The sequence below is a fragment of the Achromobacter sp. 413638 genome, from assembly GCF_043119405.1.
Taxonomy (GTDB): Bacteria; Pseudomonadota; Gammaproteobacteria; order Burkholderiales; family Burkholderiaceae_B; genus Achromobacter.
Genome location: NZ_JBICCO010000001.1, coordinates 73,879 through 90,231, shown reverse-complemented (window position 1 = coordinate 90,231; position 16,353 = coordinate 73,879). Strand labels below are relative to the sequence as shown.

The following is a 16,353-nucleotide window of genomic DNA, read 5'->3' as shown; positions in this document are numbered from 1 at the left end:
GAGACGGGCGCGAGCCCGATTCATGACCAGGAGTCAAAGGTGTTTGGCAAACGCCGGACTTTTTCCGCAATGATCCTCCCGTCATACTGCGCCCATCTCTCCTAAGGGTTTCCACGCATGCGCCGGCCGTCCAGCCGTCCAGGCGCGCGACTCGCCCCGGGACCCAACGACTCCAAGGAACTGCGCATGACAACCCCTGAAACCCCCGCCAACAAGGGCGGCCTGCCCCTGCTGGCCCTCGCCGTCGGCGCCTTCGGCATCGGCGTGACCGAGTTCTCGCCCATGGGCCTGCTGCCCGTGATCGCCGAAGGCGTGAACGTTTCCATTCCCAGCGCCGGCATGCTGGTCAGCGCCTACGCCATCGGCGTGATGCTGGGCGCGCCGCTGATGACGCTGGCGTTGTCGCGCTGGTCGCGGCGCAAGGCGCTGATCGCGCTGATGGCGATCTTCACGCTGGGCAACCTGCTGTCGGCGATGGCGCCCAACTACACCACGCTGCTGCTGGCGCGGCTGGTCACCAGCCTGAACCATGGCGCCTTCTTCGGCCTGGGTTCGCTGGTGGCGGCCAGCGTGGTGCCGCGTCACAAGCAGGCCAGCGCGGTCGCGACCATGTTCCTGGGGCTGACCATCGCCAACGTGGGCGGCGTGCCGGCGGCGACGTGGCTGGGGCAGGTGATCGGCTGGCGCATGTCCTTCGCCGCCACCGCCGTGCTCGGCCTGGTGGCGATGCTGGCGCTGTGGACCGCGCTGCCGGCCGGCGAGGCGGGCCGCCGTCCGGACCTCAGGCGCGAGCTGGCCGTGCTCAAGAGCCCGGTGGTGCTGGTGGCGCTGTTGACCACGGTGCTGGGCGCCGGCGCGATGTTCACGCTGTACACCTATGTGGCGCCGACGCTGGCCGAACTGACCGGTGCGTCGCCCGGCTTCGTGACCGCCATGCTGGTGCTGATCGGCATCGGCTTCACCATCGGCAACACGGCGGGCGGGCGTTATGCCGACCGCTCGCTGGACGGCAGCCTGATCGCCTTCCTGGGGCTGGTGATCGTGGACATGCTGGCCTTTCCGTGGCTGGCGTCCACCCAGGTCGGCGCGGCCGTGGGCCTGCTGATCTTCGGCTTCGGCACCTTCGCCGTGGTGCCGCCGCTGCAGATGCGCGTGATGCGCGCCGCCACCGAGGCGCCGGGACTGGCCTCGTCGGTGAACGTGGGCGCCTTCAACCTGGGCAATGCGCTGGGCGCGGCGGCCGGCGGCGCGGTGATCTCGGCGGGCATGGGCTATGCGGCGGTGCCGGTGGCCGGCGCGCTGATCGCCGTGGCCGGGCTGGCGCTGGTGCTGCTGCAACGCGCCAGCAACCAGCGCCGAAAACTGGCCGCTCAGGCCTGCTGAGGGGCGTACTCGCCGGTGCTTCGCTGCGGGGTTTCCTGCCTGTCGATCAGGTCGGGCAGGCTCGGGAACCGCATGCTCGGGTGCGGACTCTGCTTGCGCAATACCATTGCGCCGCCCGCGTTGTGTCCAGGCAAGCCCCCGGGCCTGAGACAGGCGCGGGGGCGGCGGATCAGGCTTCGATCCGCTCCACCTTGCCCACCAGCAGGATGTACGACAGCGCGCCCAGCAGGGCCAGCGAGGACACGTACACGATGGCGGGCGCGAAGCTGTCCTTGGACACCAGGAAGCCGATCACGATCGGGGTGCAGATGGACGACAGGTTGCCGACGAAGTTGAACACCCCGCCGGTTAGGCCCAGCAGCCGCACCGGCGCCAGCGCCGACACCAGCGACCAGGTGATCGAGGCCAGCCCGTTGCCGAAGAAGGCCACGGCCAGGAAGAAGATGACCCAGGGCGTGGAATCGGTGAAGTTGGCGCCGATCATGGACGTGGAGATCAGCAGGCCCAGGATGATGGGCAGCTTGCGCGCCAGGCCCACCGTGGCGCCGCGGCGGATCAGGAAGTCCGACAGCACGCCCGAGCACAGCACGCCGATGAAGGCGGCCAGGAAGGGCACCGAGGCCAGGAAGCCCGACTTGATGAAGTCCATGCCGCGGTACTTCACCAGATAGGTCGGGAACCAGGTCAGGAAGAACCACAGCGTCGAGGTCAGGCAGAACTGGCCCAGGTACACGCCCCACAGCTTGCGTTGGGACATGACCAGACCGAGGTCGTTCCAGTTGAAAGGCGCTTTCTTTCGCCGCCGGGCCGCCCCAAGGCGAAAGGCGCCCCCTTGGGGGGCAGGAAGCCCGTCTTGCGGGCGCGCCGTGGGGGCATCTTCCTCGGTCACGCGCTTTTCCAGGTCGACCACGCCGCCGCCTTTCTGGATCAGCTCGATCTCGGCCGCGTTGGCGCCCTTGAACTGGCGCGGCTCGCGATACACCATGAACTACACTACACCCCAGATAATGCCCAACAGGCCCGTGCTGACGAACACCATGTGCCAGCCGTAGTGGTGCTGCAGCCAGGCCAGCACCGGCGTCAGGAAGGCCAGGCCGACGAACTGGCCGGACGTGTAGAAGCCGATGGCGGTGGCGCGTTCCTTTTCCGGGAACCAGGTGGTGACGACGCGGTTGTTGATCGGATACGCGGGCGCTTCCAGCGCGCCCACGGCCAAGCGCAGCACGAACAGCACGATGAAGCTGCTGGCGAAGCCCATGAAGAACGTGGCGGCGGACCACAAGATCAGCGCGGCGGCGTACAGCACGCGCGGCGCCACGCGGTCCACCAGCCAGCCGCCGGGAATCTGCATGGCGGCATAGGTCCAGCCGAAGGCTGACAGGATCAGCCCTTCATGCACGGTGTCCAGCCCGAACTCGTCCTTGAGCGCGGGCGCGGCGATGGACAGGTTGCTGCGGTCCAGGTAGTTGATCACGACAGTGATGAATAACATCACCATGATGAGATAGCGGCTGCGGGTCGGCCGCTGGGCGCCTTGCGCGCCCAGGTGGGTGGCGGTGGTCAAGGGGGTCTCCTCTCTCGCTTTCCTCTATCGGCCTACCATTCGGCGAAGCTGCCGTCGGCGTGGCGCCAGACGGGGTTGCGCCAGCGGTGGCCGACGGCGGCGCGTTCCTTGACGTATTCCTCGTTGACCTCGATGCCCAGGCCCGGCCCCTGCGGGATCATGACCATGCCGTCCTGGTAGGCGAACGCCTCGCGGTTGCTGACGTAGTCCAGCAGGTCGTTGGCGGCGTTGTAGTGGATGCCCAGGCTCTGTTCCTGGATGAAGGCGTTGTAGCAGCCGGCGTCGATCTGCAGGCAGGTGGCCAGCGCGATCGGGCCCAGCGGGCAATGCAGCGCCAGCGCCACGTCATAGGCCTCGGCCATGGCGGCGATCTTGCGCGTTTCGGTGATGCCGCCGGCGTGCGAGGGATCCGGCTGGATGATGTCCACATAGCCTTCGGACAGCACCCGCTTGAAGTCCCAGCGCGAGTACAGCCGCTCGCCCAGCGCGATGGGCGTGGACGTCAGCGGCGCCAGTTCCTTGAGCGCCTCGTAGTGCTCGCTGAGCACGGGCTCCTCGATGAACATCAGCTTGTACGGGTCCAGCTCCTTCATCAGCACCTTGGCCATGGGCTTGTGCACGCGGCCATGGAAGTCCACGCCGATGCCCACGTTGGGGCCGACCGCGTCGCGCACGGCAGCCACGTTCTCCAGGCACTTCTCGACCTTGTCGAACGAATCGATGTATTGCAGCTCTTCGGTGCCGTTCATCTTCACGGCGGTGAAGCCGCGCTCGACCGCGCTCCTGGCGGCCGCGGCGGTGTCGGCCGGGCGGTCGCCGCCGATCCACGAATACACGCGGATGCGGTCGCGCACGTTGCCGCCCAACAGCTGCGACACGGGCACGCCCAGGTGCTTGCCCTTGATGTCCCACAGCGCCTGGTCGATGCCGGCCAGCGCGCTCATGTGGATGGCGCCGCCGCGATAGAAGCCGCCGCGGTACAGCACGGTCCAGTGATCCTCGATGTTGCGCGGGTCCTTGCCGACCAGGTAGTCCGACAGTTCCTCGACCGCAGCCGCGACCGAGTGCGCGCGGCCTTCCACCACGGGTTCGCCCCAGCCGACGATGCCGGCGTCGGTCTCGATCTTCAGGAAGCACCACCGGGGCGGCACGATGTAGGTGGTGAGCTTGGTGATCTTCATGCTTGGGTCTCCTGGGCGGGATAGGCGCGTTGCCAGGCGGCGACGAAGTCGCGCGCGCGCTGGCCGGTTTCGGCGGCCGTCTGGCCGGGCTTGTACAAGGCGGAGCCCAGGCCGAAGCCGCTGGCGCCCGCCTGGGCATAGGTGGACAGGTTGTCGGGCGTGATGCCGCCCACCGGCACCAGCGCGACGGGCGGGCGCAGCACGGCGCGCCAGGCCTTGAGCACGACGGGGCCGAGCTGTTCGGCGGGGAACATTTTCAGCACGTCGGCGCCCGCGGCCAGCGCGGCATAGGCCTCGGTGGGCGTGGCCACGCCGGGGCTGGAGGCCAGGCCGGCGGCCTTGGCGGCGCGGATCACGGCGGGGTCGCTGTGCGGCATGACGATGATCTCGCCGCCGGCGTCCTTCACGCGAGCCACGTCGGCCGGATCCAGCACGGTGCCGGCGCCGACCAGGCAGTCGGCCGGCAGCGCGTCGCGCATGGCGCGGATGCTGGCGAACGGTTCGGGCGAATTCAGCGGCACTTCGATCAGCCGGAAACCGGCGGCGTAGAGTTCGCGCGCGGTGGCGGCCGCGTCGGCGGGCGTGATGCCGCGCAGGATGGCGATGAGGCCGCAATGGGCCATGGCGGTTTGCAGACCGGGATGCGTCATGGATGGGCTCCTAGGCGGAAATCGAGGATGAGGGGACCAGCCCGGCGGCCAGCGCCAGGTGCCACAGGCCGCGCTCGGTGGCGTTCTGCGCCTGCTCGGGCGCGCCCAGGCCGTAGTGGGTCATGGCCAGCGTGTAGCGCTCGCACAGCGCCGGTTCGCCGCAAAGGACGATGCGGGGCGCATGGCCCTGCGCGCGCAGCATGGCGGCCAGGGCGGCGATCTCGTGGCCGATCAGCAGGCCCGACAGGTAGTCGGCCTGCGAGGCCGGCGCCAGTTCGCCGGTCAGGCCCAGCGCGCGCGTGCTGAAGATGGTGGACAGCACGCCGGCGCGGCCTTCCGGCGCGCCGGCGACCTTCAGGCCGCGTTCGAAGGCGGCCATGTCGGGCGCGGCGGCATCGCTCATGGTGCGGCCCAGGATGGTGTGGCCGCGCAGCGCGGCGTAGACCTCGCCGGTCATGAAGGTGTCGAAGTGCGTGACCTGGCCGTTGCGCGCGCCGACCCACTTGGAGTGCGTGCCGGGCAGGCCGATCAGCAGGCCGGCATCCGGAACGGCGCGGGCGTCGCGCAGCACGCCGAAGACCTGGGTTTCCTCGCCGCGCATCACGTTGGGCAGGCCGTGGCGCTGGATCAGGCCGGGCACGATGTGGACGGGCGTGGCGCCGGGTCGCTCGACCACGGTCAGCAGCGTGCAGATGCGGTCCAGGGCCACCGGCACGTCGAGGTAGGCGGCTTCCTGCCAGCCCTGGGCGCTGCCGACCATGCCGCAGGCGATCACGGGCAGCGCGGGCTCGGCCCGCAGCCAGTCGCCGCAAGCCTGTTCGAAGGCCAGTTCGAAGCCGGACAAGGCCGGCGTGGCGGCGCCGTCCTGCAGCGGTTGCGGCAGGCGCATGATGCCCCAGGGCAGGTGGCGCGCGTCCAGCGTGCGGCCGCCGCCGTCCAGGCGGTAGGCGCGCAGCGAGGACGTGCCCCAGTCCAGCGCGATCAGGGCGGCGCGGGCGGGCGTGGCGGATGTCATCTGAGTCTGTCTCGTGTCTGGCCGCGCCGGCTCGGGAAACTGCATGGAAGGGCGCGGACCTTGTTGTGTCCAGGCCCGGGACTCGCGCAAGGGGCGGCGGCCGGGCGTTGGGAAAAATTCTAGATCAGCGCTTGAAAATTCTCAAAATATAGAATTTAATCCCATATATAGGGAAAATTCAGGCCCGTCCTTGTCGCCATCACACGCGGATCCTCGCAGTCCCTCGCATTTCCCGCCCGTCTTCCCGCCTTCCAGTCTTCTTTCCCGCGCTCGCCGCCGTGACGATTCCCATGACCGATGCCTCCTCCCTCACGCCCCTGGACCCCGACGCCGCCGCGCCCGCCGGCACGCAGACACTGATGCGCGGATTGGCCGTGGTGCAGGCCGTGGCCGACGGCGCGCGCGACCTGAAGGAGCTGTGCGCCCGCATCGGCGTGGCGCGCAGTACCACGCACCGGCTGGCCAGTTGCCTGGTGCAGGAACGCTATCTGCGGGTGCTGCCGGGCGTGGGCTATGCGCTGGGGCCCAAGCTGATCGAACTGGGCTTCCAGGCGCGCGAGGCCTTTCCGCTGGCCACGTTGGCGCGTCCGTACCTGGACGGCCTGGCCGAGCTGACCGGCGACACCATCCACCTGGCGGTGCGCGACAACGACGAAGTGCTGTATCTGGAAAAAATCCCCGGCAAGAAGGGCCTGGAGATGCGCTCGCGCGTCGGCCACCGCATGCCGCTGGCGGCCACGGGCGTGGGCAAGGCGCTGCTGCTGGATGCGGACGAGCCGCAATGGAAGGCGCTGCACCGCGTGGGCGGCCCGGTGTCGTCGCGCGCGCCCGGCGGGCAGCAGGGCTGGGAGGCGTTCCGCGAACGCATGCGCGGCTATGCGGCGCAGGGCTATGCCTTCGACCTGGAAGACAACGAGCCGTCGATCCGCTGCGTGGCGGCGCCGGTGCGCGACGCCTCCAGCGGCATCGTGGCCGCCATCAGCGTGTCCAGCACCGTGCCCTATATGTCGCTGGAGCGCATGGACGAGATGGTGCCGGTGGTGTGTGACGCGGCCATGCGGATCTCGGCGGAACTGGGCTGGATCATTCCAGCGGCAGCGTCAGCACGCCCTGGGCGGCCGGACGCATCATGATGCGGCGGTACCAGGCCGACAGGGCCGGCGTCTGCGGCCGCTCGGCCGGCAGGCCCAGCCAGCGGTGCGCCGAGGCCACCAGCGCGATATCGCCCATGCTCAGCTGACGGCCGGCGATGAACTCGCGGCCCTGCAGCGCGCGTTCCAGGATCAGCGCGCGCGCATTGGCGCGCTGCATCGAGGCGTCGATGACGGCGCGGTCGCGCTTGTCCTCGGGCGTGCGGACCAGGCCCTTGAAGGCCGGCACCATGGCGGGCTGCCACTCGGTGGCCTGCCAATCCATCCAGCGGTCGGCATCGGCGCGCAGGCCCAGATCCTCGGTCCACAGCGAGCCCACGCCGTAGCGGGCCGACAGGTAGCGCACGATGGCGTTCGACTCCCACAGCACGAAGCCGCCATCGTCGATCACCGGTACCTGGCGGTTGGGATTGCGCTCGGCGTAGTCAGGCGTGTCGACCACGCCATGCTCGCCGCCTGCCAGGATGAACTCGTGCGGCAGCGCCAGTTCGCGCACGGCCAGCATGACTTTCTGCACGTTGACGGACGTCAGGCGTCCCCAGATCTTCAGCATATCCGTTCCTTGAGTGATGAGACGGCGCATCAGGCGGGCGGCAGTTGCCGCCGCGCGAAGCCGTTTTCGCGCCCGAAGCGCGTCCAGTTGAAAGCTGGCCCGGGGTCGGTCTTGCGGCCCGGGGCGATGTGTTCGTGGCCCCAGGCGGCGGCCAGCGGGTAGCGCGCGCGCAGCGCCGGCGCCAGCTGGCGCAGGGCCTGGTACTGGGCGTCGGCGTAGGGCAGGGTGTCGGTGCCCTCCAGCTCGATGCCGATGGAAAAGTCGTTGCAGCGTTCCCGGCCCGCGTAGCGCGACACGCCGGCGTGCCAGGCGCGGTCCTCGGTGGACACGAACTGGATCACGGCGCCGTCGCGGCGGATGAAGAAGTGCGCCGACACGCGCAGGCCGCGCAGCCGCTCCAGCCAGGGATGCGAGCCATAGTCGAGCCGGTTCAGGAACAGGCCGGCCACTTCCGGCCCGCCGAAGCGGCCCGGGGGCAGGCTGATGTTGTGCAGCACCAGCAGCGACACCTGCGCGCCGGCGGGGCGCGCGTCGCGGTTGGGCGAGGGCATGAGGGTGACGCCAGGGGCCGGTCTCAGCCAGCCATGTCGATCCAGTTGCAGGGCCATGGCAATTCGATGCTCGGTGAGTGTGTGTCTCCAGCGGCCATTATGCCAAGCTTGGAGACATGCCCAGGGACAGCGGGCCGGATGCGGCGGACCGAAGGCGCGCAACCGGCAGGCGGCCGGCTGATCGTCGCTCATTTGCCGCCTGCGGGCGGCGTTCGTGGGTTGTTCGTGGGCTATCTGCCGGCTATTTGCCGGTCGGTCCGCGCTGCGCGTGGTCGGCGCTGCACCAGGTGCGGCCGTTCTGCAGCAGCGCTTCCGAGCGGGGCAGATGGATGCCGCAGTGCGCGCAGCGCACCATGGCCTCTGCGCCGCCGCCGGGCTGGGCGGGCGGCTTGGGCGGCGGGGAAACCGGGCGCGCGTCGCGCGCCGCCGCCATGCGGGCGGCGATGCGGGCCACGCACAGCACCGCGATGATGACGACGATCCAGAACAGCAGCTTGCCCACGTTCAACCCCGATGCAGAATCATTTCCAGCACGAACCGGCTGCCGGTGTAGGCCAGGATCAGGAAACCGAAGCCGGTCAGCGTCCAGCGCAGCGCCACCCGGCCGCGCCAGCCCCAGACGTGGCGGCCCAGCAGCAGCACGCCGAAGGTCGCCCAGGACAGCAGCGTGAAGACGGTCTTGTGGTCGAAGGGCAGGATCTTGCCGGTGAGCTTGAGCGAGGCGATCGAGCCGGACACGACCGCCAGCGACAGCACGGCGAAGCCGATCCAGATGATGACGAACAGCAGGTGTTCCTGCACCAGCAGCGGCGGCTGGGAATCCAGCACGCGCCCGATCATGCTGCGCTCGGCCGGCGCGTCCAGCGGGCGGTGCAGGTGGCGGTCCAGCAGCGCCATCAGCATGGCGTGCAGGGCGGCGATGGTGATCAGGCCATAGGCAGCCAGCGCGATCAGCAGGTGGGCGCGCAGCCAGGCGTCGTTGGCGTGAGGCACGAACTGCCCCTGGGGAAACAGCGCCGCCAGGGCGCTGGCGATGGTGGCGGCGGGCAGCAGCAGCAGTTGCAGACCGTCGATGCGCACCAGCAGGCTTTCCAGCCAGAACACCACCATGCCCAGCCAGATGGCCGCCGACAGGGCCAGCGCCCAGCCGATGAACAGGTGCTGCGCGCCCAGCATGGCCTGTTGCAGGCCGATGCCCTGCAGCACCAGGGCGCCCAGCAGGCAGGCGCGGGCGATCTTGCCGGTCTGTTCGATGCCGCCGGCGCCGGCGCCAGCGCCGGCCAGCCGGAGCCACAAAGCCCCCCCGAGCAGCGCGTAGGCCAGGGCGGCCGCCGCGTGAAATACAATGCCTAGTGACATAGAAACCGTCGTCAGGATGGGGCCGGGGTCCAAATGACCCGGAAAGCGCGGAATTCGCGCGGGCGGCCACCGTTCGAGTCGACTAGTTTAAGCGGAAACGCCTCTCATGCTCGATAACCTAACTCAACGCCTGTCGCGCGTCGTCAAGACGCTGCGCGGCGAAGCCCGCCTGACCGAGGCCAACACCCAGGAGATGCTGCGCGAAGTGCGCATGGCCCTGCTGGAGGCCGACGTGGCGCTGCCCGTGGTGCGCGAGTTCGTCGCCCGGGTCAAGGACAAGGCGCTGGGCGAAGAGGTCGCCGGCAGCCTCAGCCCCGGCCAGGCCCTGGTCGGCGTGGTCCACAAGGAACTGACCGCGCTGATGGGCGGCGACCTGGGCGCCGACTCCGGCGAACTGTCGCTGGCCGTGCAGCCGCCCGCCGTGATCCTGATGGCCGGCCTGCAGGGCGCGGGCAAGACCACCACCACCGGCAAGCTGGCGCGCTGGCTGTCCGAGGGCCAGCACACTCAGCACGGCCGCAAGACCGGCAAGAAGAAAGTGCTGGTGGTGTCGGCCGACGTCTACCGTCCCGCCGCCATCGAGCAGTTGAAGACCGTGGCCGCGCAGGTCGGCGTCGACTTCCTGCCGTCCGACCCCAGCCAGAAGCCCGAGGACATCGCCCGCAACGCGGTCGACCACGCGCGCCGCCATCACTACGACGTGCTGATCCTGGACACGGCCGGCCGCCTGGGCATCGACGAGGCCATGATGCGCGAGATCCGCGCGCTGCATGACCTGGTCAAGCCGGTGGAAACGCTGTTCGTGGTGGACGCCATGCAGGGCCAGGACGCCGTCAACACCGCGCGCGCCTTCGCCGACGCGCTGCCGCTGACCGGCGTGGTGCTGACCAAGCTGGACGGCGACGCCCGCGGCGGCGCGGCCCTGTCGGTGCGCCACGTCACCGGCAAGCCGCTCAAGTTCGTCGGCGTCTCGGAAAAGCTCGACGGCCTGGAGCCGTTCTACCCCGAGCGCATGGCGCAGCGCGTGCTGGGCATGGGCGACATCGTGTCGCTGGTCGAGCAGGCGCAGAAGAACATCGACATCGCCGAGGCGCAGAAGCTCGCGTCCAAGATCAAGTCGGGCAATAAGTTCGACCTGAACGACTTCCGCGACCAGCTCGGCCAGGTCAAGAAGCTGGGCGACATGGGCTCGCTGCTGGAAAAGCTGCCGGCCCAGTTCCAGCAGGCCGCCGGCCAGCTGCAGGGCGGCCAGGCCGAGAAGCAGCTGCGCCGCACGGAAGGCATCCTCAATTCCATGACCCCGGCCGAGCGCGCCAAGCCTGAACTCATCAAGGCCTCGCGCAAGCGCCGCATCGCCGCCGGTTCCGGCGTGCCGGTGCAGGAAGTGAACCGCCTGCTGGCCCAGTTCGACCAGATGCAGGGCATGATGAAGCAGATGAAAAAGGGCGGCATGGCCAAGATGATGCGCGCCATGGGCGGCCTGAAGGGGCTGGGCCGCTTCGGGATGAAGTAAGGCTTTCGCGCGGCGGCGCGAAAAAATGGCCAGACATTGCGTCTGGCCAAGTCATCGCGGCAATCTGGGGGATCAGTGCCGCGATCAGCCGGGCGGCGCGGGCGCGCCTTCCGGCTATTCGGATGCTTGCGCGGGCATTCAGGCCGCTGGCGGGATGCGCAGCACCTGGCCGGGATAGATCTTGTCCGGGCTGGTCAGCATGGGCTTGTTGGCCTCGAAGATCAGCGTGTTCTTGGCGCCCTGGCCCTTGCCGTATTGCGCCTCGGCGATCTTCCAGAGGTTGTCGCCCTTCTGCACCGTGTACATCTTGGCTTCGGGGGCGGCCTGGGTGGCCTTGAGCTGGTTGTCCACCTGGGCCACGCCCACGGTGTTGCCCAGCGCCAGCGCGATCTTCTCGGCGGTTTCGGTATTGGCGGCGGTGCCGCTGACCGTGACCTTGTCGCCGTCGACCGCGATCTGCAGTCCATCGGCGTTCAGGCCGTGCTTGTCCAGTTCCTTCTTCAGCTCGTCGACGGTGGCGGCCTTGGCTTCGCTGGCACCGAAGAGTTTTTCTCCAACGTCCTTGATGAAATTGAGCAGACCCATAGTGATTCCTTTATCTATGTTGCTGTTACGGTGGGAAAAGAGCGATGGATGGCAGGGCGCCCGGCCCGTGTACCGGTTGCGCGCGGCATCGGGGATTATTACCCGCGCGCTTGCCGGCAGACGAGGGGTAAACGTGTAACAGGTTGCTAGCCATGCGCCAGACTACGCAAGAATGCGTGCGAGTTGGCTGCAAATGGCTGACGATCCGCCAGGATCGCGATCCTACCCGTACAGCGCCGGCGTCCGGGCAGGCCGATGTCCGGCATTACGGCGCGCCGCGCTAGCCGGCGGCGGCGGCCGGCTGCCGGATATCGGCAAGCCAGGCCTGGATCATGGCGGCATCCTCGCGCGACCTGATGTCGACCGATTCGCCGTCGCCGTTTCCCCTGGCATGGGCTCGCACCTCGCTGGGAGACGCGCCGAACCGCAGGCGGAACGCCCGGCTGAACGCGCTTTCGCTCGAGAAGCCGTAGCGGTAGGCAAGCTCCGCGATGCCGATATGGCCGCCGGCGGCCAGCAGTAGTTCATCGAAACACCTGTCCAGGCGCCTGCCCTGGATATAGGCGTTCACGCCGCCGTCGCGCAGGAACAGCCGGTACAGGCTGGAGCGCGAGATGCCCAGCGCAGCCGCGATCGTTTCCGGCGACAGATGTCCGGCATCGAGGTGGCGCTCGATATGTTCCCTGACCAGCCGGCGCATGCCATTGCGTACCACCTGCCGCGCCGGGCCGTCATCCTCGCCGTCGCGCAGCGTCGACAGGCTGCCGCTGAGCAGGATCAGACCAGCGTTCACCGAGGCGGACATCTCTTCGCGCGTCAGGCTGGAGGCGTGCTGCGCCAGCTGCGACAGATGCGAGGCCAGCATGCGCGTAGCGCCCTGTCCGGGATCCAATAGCGCGCCATGCAGCTTGCGGCTGCGCAGCGCCGTCGGCAGGCGGTCGCGCGGCACGGTCAGGGTGATGGTGGAAATGAGCGTGGTGCGGGTGTCCAGCGTCTGTCCGAGATCGAGCAGGCCGATCGAGCCGGCGCGGATATCGACCGGGTTTTTGCCATAGTCGCCCCGGGTGCCGCCCGCGACGAACAGCTGGATCAGCAGATGGTCGACCTGGCTGCGGCGCACGTCCAGCGCGGTGCGCCGGTGCTGCACGGTGGCCGAGCAGGTACTGCGGCTGATCAGGCTGTCGCCCAGGTGGGTGCCGCTCATCTGGGCGGTGAAGGGCTGTATGCCGGTTTCGATCTGGGTATCGACGTAGGGGCGCACCAGGGTGCGCCAGATGTCGGGCGCGTCGGGCGTGACGCGGCTGTCGAATTGCGCGCTGAACTGCGGCGGGGCGGCAGGGGAGGGGAATGGATTGCGGCTCACGCTTCGTGGTTCCCGGATCAGTCTTGTTGTGGCGTTGCCCGACCAGCCGCGACACCAGGCGGGAAACTTCCATGGAGGGCTGCCCGGCTCGCGGCCGACCTGCCTTGACACATGTTCGCTGCGGATTATGACGCCCGGCCGCGTTGCGGGAAAGCCCGGTCTGGCTCATGGATTGACGGCGCTTGCGGCAGATCATCACGCCCAGGCCGCGCCGTCGGGGCCTTGTAAAGCAAAAGGGCCGCGTTGCCGCAGCCCTTCCGGGGACGCACTGGATCCGCCCGGCGGCGGGGCATTCAGCCCCCGCCCACCGCCACCACGATCTCGATCTGGTCGCCGTCGGCCAGCGTGGTCTGCGCGTGCTGGCTCTTGGGCACGATCTCGCCGTTGCGTTCCACCGCCACGCGCTTGCCGGCATAGCCCAGCGTGTCCAGCAGCTCGACCACCGTGGTGTCGAGCGGGAATTCGCGGGCGTCGCCGTTCAGGGTGATGTGCATGCGCGTCTCCTTAGCGTTTGGCGTAGGCGTCGGTGGCGGCGATCAGGCGCGCCAGCGTGCCGGGTTCATCGAAAGCGTGGCCGGAGTCGGGCACCAGGTGGAACTCGGCCTCGGGCCAGGCGCGGTGCAGGTCCCAGGCGGTGCGCGCCGGCGTGCAGACGTCGTAGCGGCCCTGGATGATGGTGCCGGGAATGCCGCGCAGCTTGTAGGCGTCGCGGATCAGCTGGCCTTCTTCCATGAAGCCGGCGTTCACGAAATAGTGGTTCTCGATGCGGGCGAAGGCCAGCGCCGCGCGGTCGGCGGCGTGGCTCTGCTGGTGGCGCGGGCTGGGCAGCAGCGTGATGGTGCTGTCTTCCCACTTGCTCCAGGCCTTGGCCGCGCGCAGCTGCTCGACGGGGTCGTCGCCGGTCAGGCGCTTGTGATAGGCCTGCACCAGGTCTCCGTGCTCTGCTTGCGGGATCGGCGCCAGGTATTCCTCCCAGCGGTCCGGGAACAGGAAGGACGCGCCTTCCTGGTAGAACCAGCGGATCTCGGCGCTGCGCACCGTGAAGATGCCGCGCAGCACCAGCTCGCTGACGTGGGCGGGATACGTCTCGGCATAGGCCAGCGACAGCGTCGAACCCCAGGATCCGCCGAACACCAGCCACTTGTCCGCGCCCATGATCTCGGTGCGCAGGCGCTCGATGTCCGCGACCAGGTGCCAAGTGGTGTTGTGCTCCAGGCTGGCGTGCGGCGTGGAGCGGCCGCAGCCGCGCTGGTCGAACAGCAGCACGTTGTACAGGCTGGGATCGAACAGCTGGCGCTGCACCGGCGAGCAGCCGCTGCCGGGGCCGCCATGCAGGAAGACCGCCGGCTTGCCCTGGGGGTTGCCGCAGAGTTCCCAGTAGATCTGGTGGCCGTCGCCCGTGTCCAGGAAACCGTGGCGGTAGGGTTCGATCTGCGGATACAGCATCAGGCGACTCGCTTGAAGATCAGGTCCCAGACGCCATGGCCCAGCCGCAGGCCGCGCGTCTCGAACTTGGTTTGGGGGCGGTAGTCGGGGCGCGGCGCGTAGCCGTCCACGGTGTTCTTCAGCAGCGGCTCGTTGCTCAGGACTTCGAGCATCTGCACGGCATAGTCCTGCCAGTCGGTGGCGCAATGGATGTAGCCGCCCGGCGCGATGCGGCTGGCCAGCAGCGAGATGAACGGCGGCTGGATCAGGCGGCGCTTGTGATGGCGCTTCTTGGGCCACGGGTCGGGGAAATAGATGTGCACGCCGGCCAGCGAATCGGGGGCGATCATGTCGCGCACCACTTCCACCGCGTCGTGCTGGATGATGCGCAGGTTCTGGATGCTGGAATCCTCGATCCGGCGCAGCAGCGAACCCACGCCCGCGTTGAACACCTCCACGCCCAGGAAGTTGTCGCCCGGACGCGCCAGCGCGATCTTCTCGGTGGTCTCGCCCATGCCGAAGCCGATCTCCAGCACCGTCGGCGCCTCGCGGCCGAACGCGGCGGCCGGGTCCAGCCGGCGCGCGGCGTAGGGCAGGGACCACTTGCCCAGCAGTTGCTCCAGCGCGGCCAGCTGGCCTTGCGTGATGTGGCCGCGGCGATGCACGAAGCTGCGGATGTGGGCGGCGCCGGGGCTGTTGGGCGCGTGCGCGGCGCTGGCCAGCGCGGCTTCGGTCTGCGGGGAAACCGGGGCGGGCGAGTCGGAATTGCCGGGTATTGCGGGGGTGTTCACGGGAAGATTCGCAAAGCTGTTTGTTGTCATAGGCGGGATTGTAGTGGCAGGGCGGGGGCGCGCGGTCCGCTGCGGAACGTTAAATGGGGACACGATCATTCCGCGCCCTGCGCCCCGCGCGCTATAGTGCAGCCGCGGCGATGGTGCGCCGCCAGTCCCGCCATGAACATCGCCCGCATCGATCTCGTCACGCTCTCGCTATTCGTCTCGGTGGCCCGCCAGGGCAGCATCTCGGCCGGCGCGCGCCAGTCTCACCTGGCCGTGGGCGCGGCCAGCAAGCGCATCTCCGACCTGGAGGCCGCGCTGGACACCCAGCTGCTCTACCGCAACGCCGCCGGCGTCGAGCTGACCGAGGCCGGCCAGGCCTGTCTGGTGCACGCGCTGCGCGTGCTGCAGGAAGTGGAGCAGATGGCCGGCACCCTGTCGGACTTTGCCCAGGGCGTGCGCGGCCAGGTGCGCATCGCCGCCAACACCTCGTCGCTGACCCAGTTCCTGCCCGAGGACCTGGCCGCCTTCATGGAAGCGCATCCAGCCGTGCGCATCGATCTGGAAGAACAGAACAGCAACGACATCGTCACCGCTGTCCAGGAGAACCGCGCCGACATCGGCATTTTCGCCGACCGCACGCCCGCGCCTGGCCTCGTCACCACGTCTTACCGGCGCGACGAGCTGGTGCTGATCGTGCCGCAGCGCCATCCACTGGCTGGCGAGGCCCGCGTCGCCTTCGCCGACACGCTGGCCTACGACTACGTGGGTCTGCCGCCCGCGACCTCGCTGGCGACGCGGCTGGCCGAGGAAAGCGGCAGGCTGGGCCGGACGATGCGGCTGCGCATCCAGGTCCGCAGTTTCGACGCGATCTGCCGCATGGTGGCGGCCACCGGCGGCGTCGGCATCCTGCCGAGGCTGGCCGCCGAGCCGCACGCGCGCTCCATGCCCATCCGCCTGATCGCGCTGACCGACGACTGGGCCAGCCGCCGCCTGCTGCTGGGCGTGCGCGACGCCGACGCGCTGCCCGTGCCCGCGCGGCTGTTGTTGGCGCACCTGCGCGGACAGCAGTAGGGGCGGGCGCGGATCCTCGGCGCGGCGGGGCGCGGAGGCGCTGGCTGTCGAGCGGGACGCGGGGCGCGGAGGCGTTGGCTGTCAAGCGGGACACGGGCCGTGAAGGTGTCGGCAGTCGCGCGCGAGGCGAGCGTGCGGACACGCCGGTCGCCAGGTCTTCTCGTTCCGGGAATGCCCCCTTCCCGAATCGTTCATTCCACCGCCCCGCCC

The 16,353-nt window shown here is 69.2% G+C and carries 16 protein-coding genes and 1 pseudogene; 4 read left to right on the top strand and 13 right to left on the bottom strand.

Features of this window, described 5'->3' with window-relative positions:
- Positions 1-186 precede the first annotated feature (186 nt).
- On the top strand, positions 187-1,383 hold the full coding sequence (locus ACEU5R_RS00420) for an MFS transporter (RefSeq protein WP_392408804.1): 1,197 nt from the start codon (positions 187-189) through the stop codon (positions 1,381-1,383).
- Between the two features lie 169 nt (positions 1,384-1,552).
- Here the strand turns inward: ACEU5R_RS00420 and ACEU5R_RS00415 are convergent.
- From ACEU5R_RS00415 to ACEU5R_RS00400, 4 genes and pseudogenes are all read right to left on the bottom strand, one after another.
- A pseudogene (locus ACEU5R_RS00415) lies at positions 1,553-2,947 on the bottom strand (MFS transporter).
- A gap of 32 nt (positions 2,948-2,979) precedes the next feature.
- A complete protein-coding gene (gene dgoD / locus ACEU5R_RS00410) occupies positions 2,980-4,128 on the bottom strand; it encodes a galactonate dehydratase (RefSeq protein ID WP_103271218.1) in 1,149 nt (382 codons plus the stop codon).
- A complete protein-coding gene (locus ACEU5R_RS00405; protein WP_392408803.1) occupies positions 4,125-4,778 on the bottom strand; it encodes a 2-dehydro-3-deoxy-6-phosphogalactonate aldolase in 654 nt (217 codons plus the stop codon). The genes dgoD and ACEU5R_RS00405 overlap by 4 nt, the downstream gene beginning before the upstream one ends.
- A gap of 10 nt (positions 4,779-4,788) precedes the next feature.
- Positions 4,789-5,793 carry a 2-dehydro-3-deoxygalactonokinase gene (locus ACEU5R_RS00400; protein WP_392408802.1) on the bottom strand — a complete coding sequence of 335 codons (1,005 nt, stop codon included), beginning with the start codon at positions 5,791-5,793 and terminating at the stop codon, positions 4,789-4,791.
- A 290-nt stretch (positions 5,794-6,083) separates the two neighbouring features.
- Between ACEU5R_RS00400 and ACEU5R_RS00395 the strand changes: the two genes are divergently transcribed.
- A complete protein-coding gene (locus tag ACEU5R_RS00395; RefSeq protein ID WP_103271215.1) occupies positions 6,084-6,926 on the top strand; it encodes an IclR family transcriptional regulator in 843 nt (280 codons plus the stop codon).
- Here the strand turns inward: ACEU5R_RS00395 and ACEU5R_RS00390 are convergent.
- The 4 genes from ACEU5R_RS00390 to ACEU5R_RS00375 all read right to left on the bottom strand — a co-directional run bounded on the left by ACEU5R_RS00390 (position 6,877) and on the right by ACEU5R_RS00375 (position 9,407).
- A complete protein-coding gene (locus ACEU5R_RS00390) occupies positions 6,877-7,497 on the bottom strand; it encodes a glutathione S-transferase family protein (protein WP_392408801.1) in 621 nt (206 codons plus the stop codon). The genes ACEU5R_RS00395 and ACEU5R_RS00390 overlap by 50 nt on opposite strands.
- A gap of 29 nt (positions 7,498-7,526) precedes the next feature.
- Positions 7,527-8,105 carry a 1,6-anhydro-N-acetylmuramyl-L-alanine amidase AmpD gene (gene ampD, locus ACEU5R_RS00385; RefSeq protein ID WP_392408800.1) on the bottom strand — a complete coding sequence of 193 codons (579 nt, stop codon included), beginning with the start codon at positions 8,103-8,105 and terminating at the stop codon, positions 7,527-7,529.
- Positions 8,106-8,289: 184 nt separating this feature from the next.
- The gene (locus ACEU5R_RS00380; RefSeq protein ID WP_158658285.1) at positions 8,290-8,550 is read right to left on the bottom strand and encodes a PP0621 family protein; all 261 of its coding nucleotides are present in this window, start codon (positions 8,548-8,550) and stop codon (positions 8,290-8,292) included.
- A gap of 2 nt (positions 8,551-8,552) precedes the next feature.
- Positions 8,553-9,407: an inner membrane protein YpjD gene (locus ACEU5R_RS00375; RefSeq protein WP_392408799.1), complete on the bottom strand. Its 855-nt coding sequence runs from the start codon at positions 9,405-9,407 to the stop codon at positions 8,553-8,555.
- Positions 9,408-9,513: 106 nt separating this feature from the next.
- Here ACEU5R_RS00375 and ffh point away from each other — a divergent pair, with 106 nt between their 5' ends.
- Complete coding sequence (gene ffh / locus ACEU5R_RS00370; protein ID WP_212312121.1) at positions 9,514-10,920, top strand: signal recognition particle protein; 1,407 nt, start codon at positions 9,514-9,516, stop codon at positions 10,918-10,920.
- Positions 10,921-11,058: 138 nt separating this feature from the next.
- On the opposite strand, the gene lysM is transcribed toward ffh, so the two are convergent.
- From lysM to trmB, 5 genes are all read right to left on the bottom strand, one after another.
- Positions 11,059-11,505 carry a peptidoglycan-binding protein LysM gene (lysM, locus tag ACEU5R_RS00365; RefSeq protein WP_103271210.1) on the bottom strand — a complete coding sequence of 149 codons (447 nt, stop codon included), beginning with the start codon at positions 11,503-11,505 and terminating at the stop codon, positions 11,059-11,061.
- A 280-nt stretch (positions 11,506-11,785) separates the two neighbouring features.
- Positions 11,786-12,868 carry a helix-turn-helix domain-containing protein gene (locus ACEU5R_RS00360; protein ID WP_392408798.1) on the bottom strand — a complete coding sequence of 361 codons (1,083 nt, stop codon included), beginning with the start codon at positions 12,866-12,868 and terminating at the stop codon, positions 11,786-11,788.
- 293 nt (positions 12,869-13,161) lie between these two features.
- A complete protein-coding gene (thiS, locus tag ACEU5R_RS00355) occupies positions 13,162-13,362 on the bottom strand; it encodes a sulfur carrier protein ThiS (protein ID WP_103271208.1) in 201 nt (66 codons plus the stop codon).
- Between the two features lie 10 nt (positions 13,363-13,372).
- Positions 13,373-14,314 carry a prolyl aminopeptidase gene (pip, locus tag ACEU5R_RS00350; protein WP_392408797.1) on the bottom strand — a complete coding sequence of 314 codons (942 nt, stop codon included), beginning with the start codon at positions 14,312-14,314 and terminating at the stop codon, positions 13,373-13,375.
- Positions 14,314-15,114: a tRNA (guanosine(46)-N7)-methyltransferase TrmB gene (gene trmB / locus ACEU5R_RS00345; protein WP_392408796.1), complete on the bottom strand. Its 801-nt coding sequence runs from the start codon at positions 15,112-15,114 to the stop codon at positions 14,314-14,316. Before trmB ends, pip begins: the two co-directional genes overlap by 1 nt.
- A 132-nt stretch (positions 15,115-15,246) precedes the next feature.
- Here trmB and ACEU5R_RS00340 point away from each other — a divergent pair, with 132 nt between their 5' ends.
- The gene (locus tag ACEU5R_RS00340) at positions 15,247-16,143 is read left to right on the top strand and encodes a LysR substrate-binding domain-containing protein (protein WP_392408795.1); all 897 of its coding nucleotides are present in this window, start codon (positions 15,247-15,249) and stop codon (positions 16,141-16,143) included.
- Positions 16,144-16,353 lie beyond the last annotated feature (210 nt).

Bases quoted from the DNA above. Each gene is read 5' to 3' on its own strand.
- ffh (WP_212312121.1), top strand. From the start codon at position 9,514: ATGCTCGATAACCTAACTCAACGCCTGTCGCGCGTCGTCAAGACGCTG.
- ACEU5R_RS00395 (WP_103271215.1), top strand. From the start codon at position 6,084: ATGACCGATGCCTCCTCCCTCACGCCCCTGGACCCCGACGCCGCCGCG.
- ACEU5R_RS00405 (WP_392408803.1), bottom strand. From the start codon at position 4,778: ATGACGCATCCCGGTCTGCAAACCGCCATGGCCCATTGCGGCCTCATC.
- thiS (WP_103271208.1), bottom strand. From the start codon at position 13,362: ATGCACATCACCCTGAACGGCGACGCCCGCGAATTCCCGCTCGACACC.
- ACEU5R_RS00340 (WP_392408795.1), top strand. From the start codon at position 15,247: ATGAACATCGCCCGCATCGATCTCGTCACGCTCTCGCTATTCGTCTCG.
- pip (WP_392408797.1), bottom strand. From the start codon at position 14,314: ATGCTGTATCCGCAGATCGAACCCTACCGCCACGGTTTCCTGGACACG.
- trmB (WP_392408796.1), bottom strand. From the start codon at position 15,114: ATGACAACAAACAGCTTTGCGAATCTTCCCGTGAACACCCCCGCAATA.
- lysM (WP_103271210.1), bottom strand. From the start codon at position 11,505: ATGGGTCTGCTCAATTTCATCAAGGACGTTGGAGAAAAACTCTTCGGT.
- ampD (WP_392408800.1), bottom strand. From the start codon at position 8,105: ATGGCCCTGCAACTGGATCGACATGGCTGGCTGAGACCGGCCCCTGGC.
- ACEU5R_RS00400 (WP_392408802.1), bottom strand. From the start codon at position 5,793: ATGACATCCGCCACGCCCGCCCGCGCCGCCCTGATCGCGCTGGACTGG.
- ACEU5R_RS00390 (WP_392408801.1), bottom strand. From the start codon at position 7,497: ATGCTGAAGATCTGGGGACGCCTGACGTCCGTCAACGTGCAGAAAGTC.
- dgoD (WP_103271218.1), bottom strand. From the start codon at position 4,128: ATGAAGATCACCAAGCTCACCACCTACATCGTGCCGCCCCGGTGGTGC.
- ACEU5R_RS00420 (WP_392408804.1), top strand. From the start codon at position 187: ATGACAACCCCTGAAACCCCCGCCAACAAGGGCGGCCTGCCCCTGCTG.
- ACEU5R_RS00375 (WP_392408799.1), bottom strand. From the start codon at position 9,407: ATGTCACTAGGCATTGTATTTCACGCGGCGGCCGCCCTGGCCTACGCG.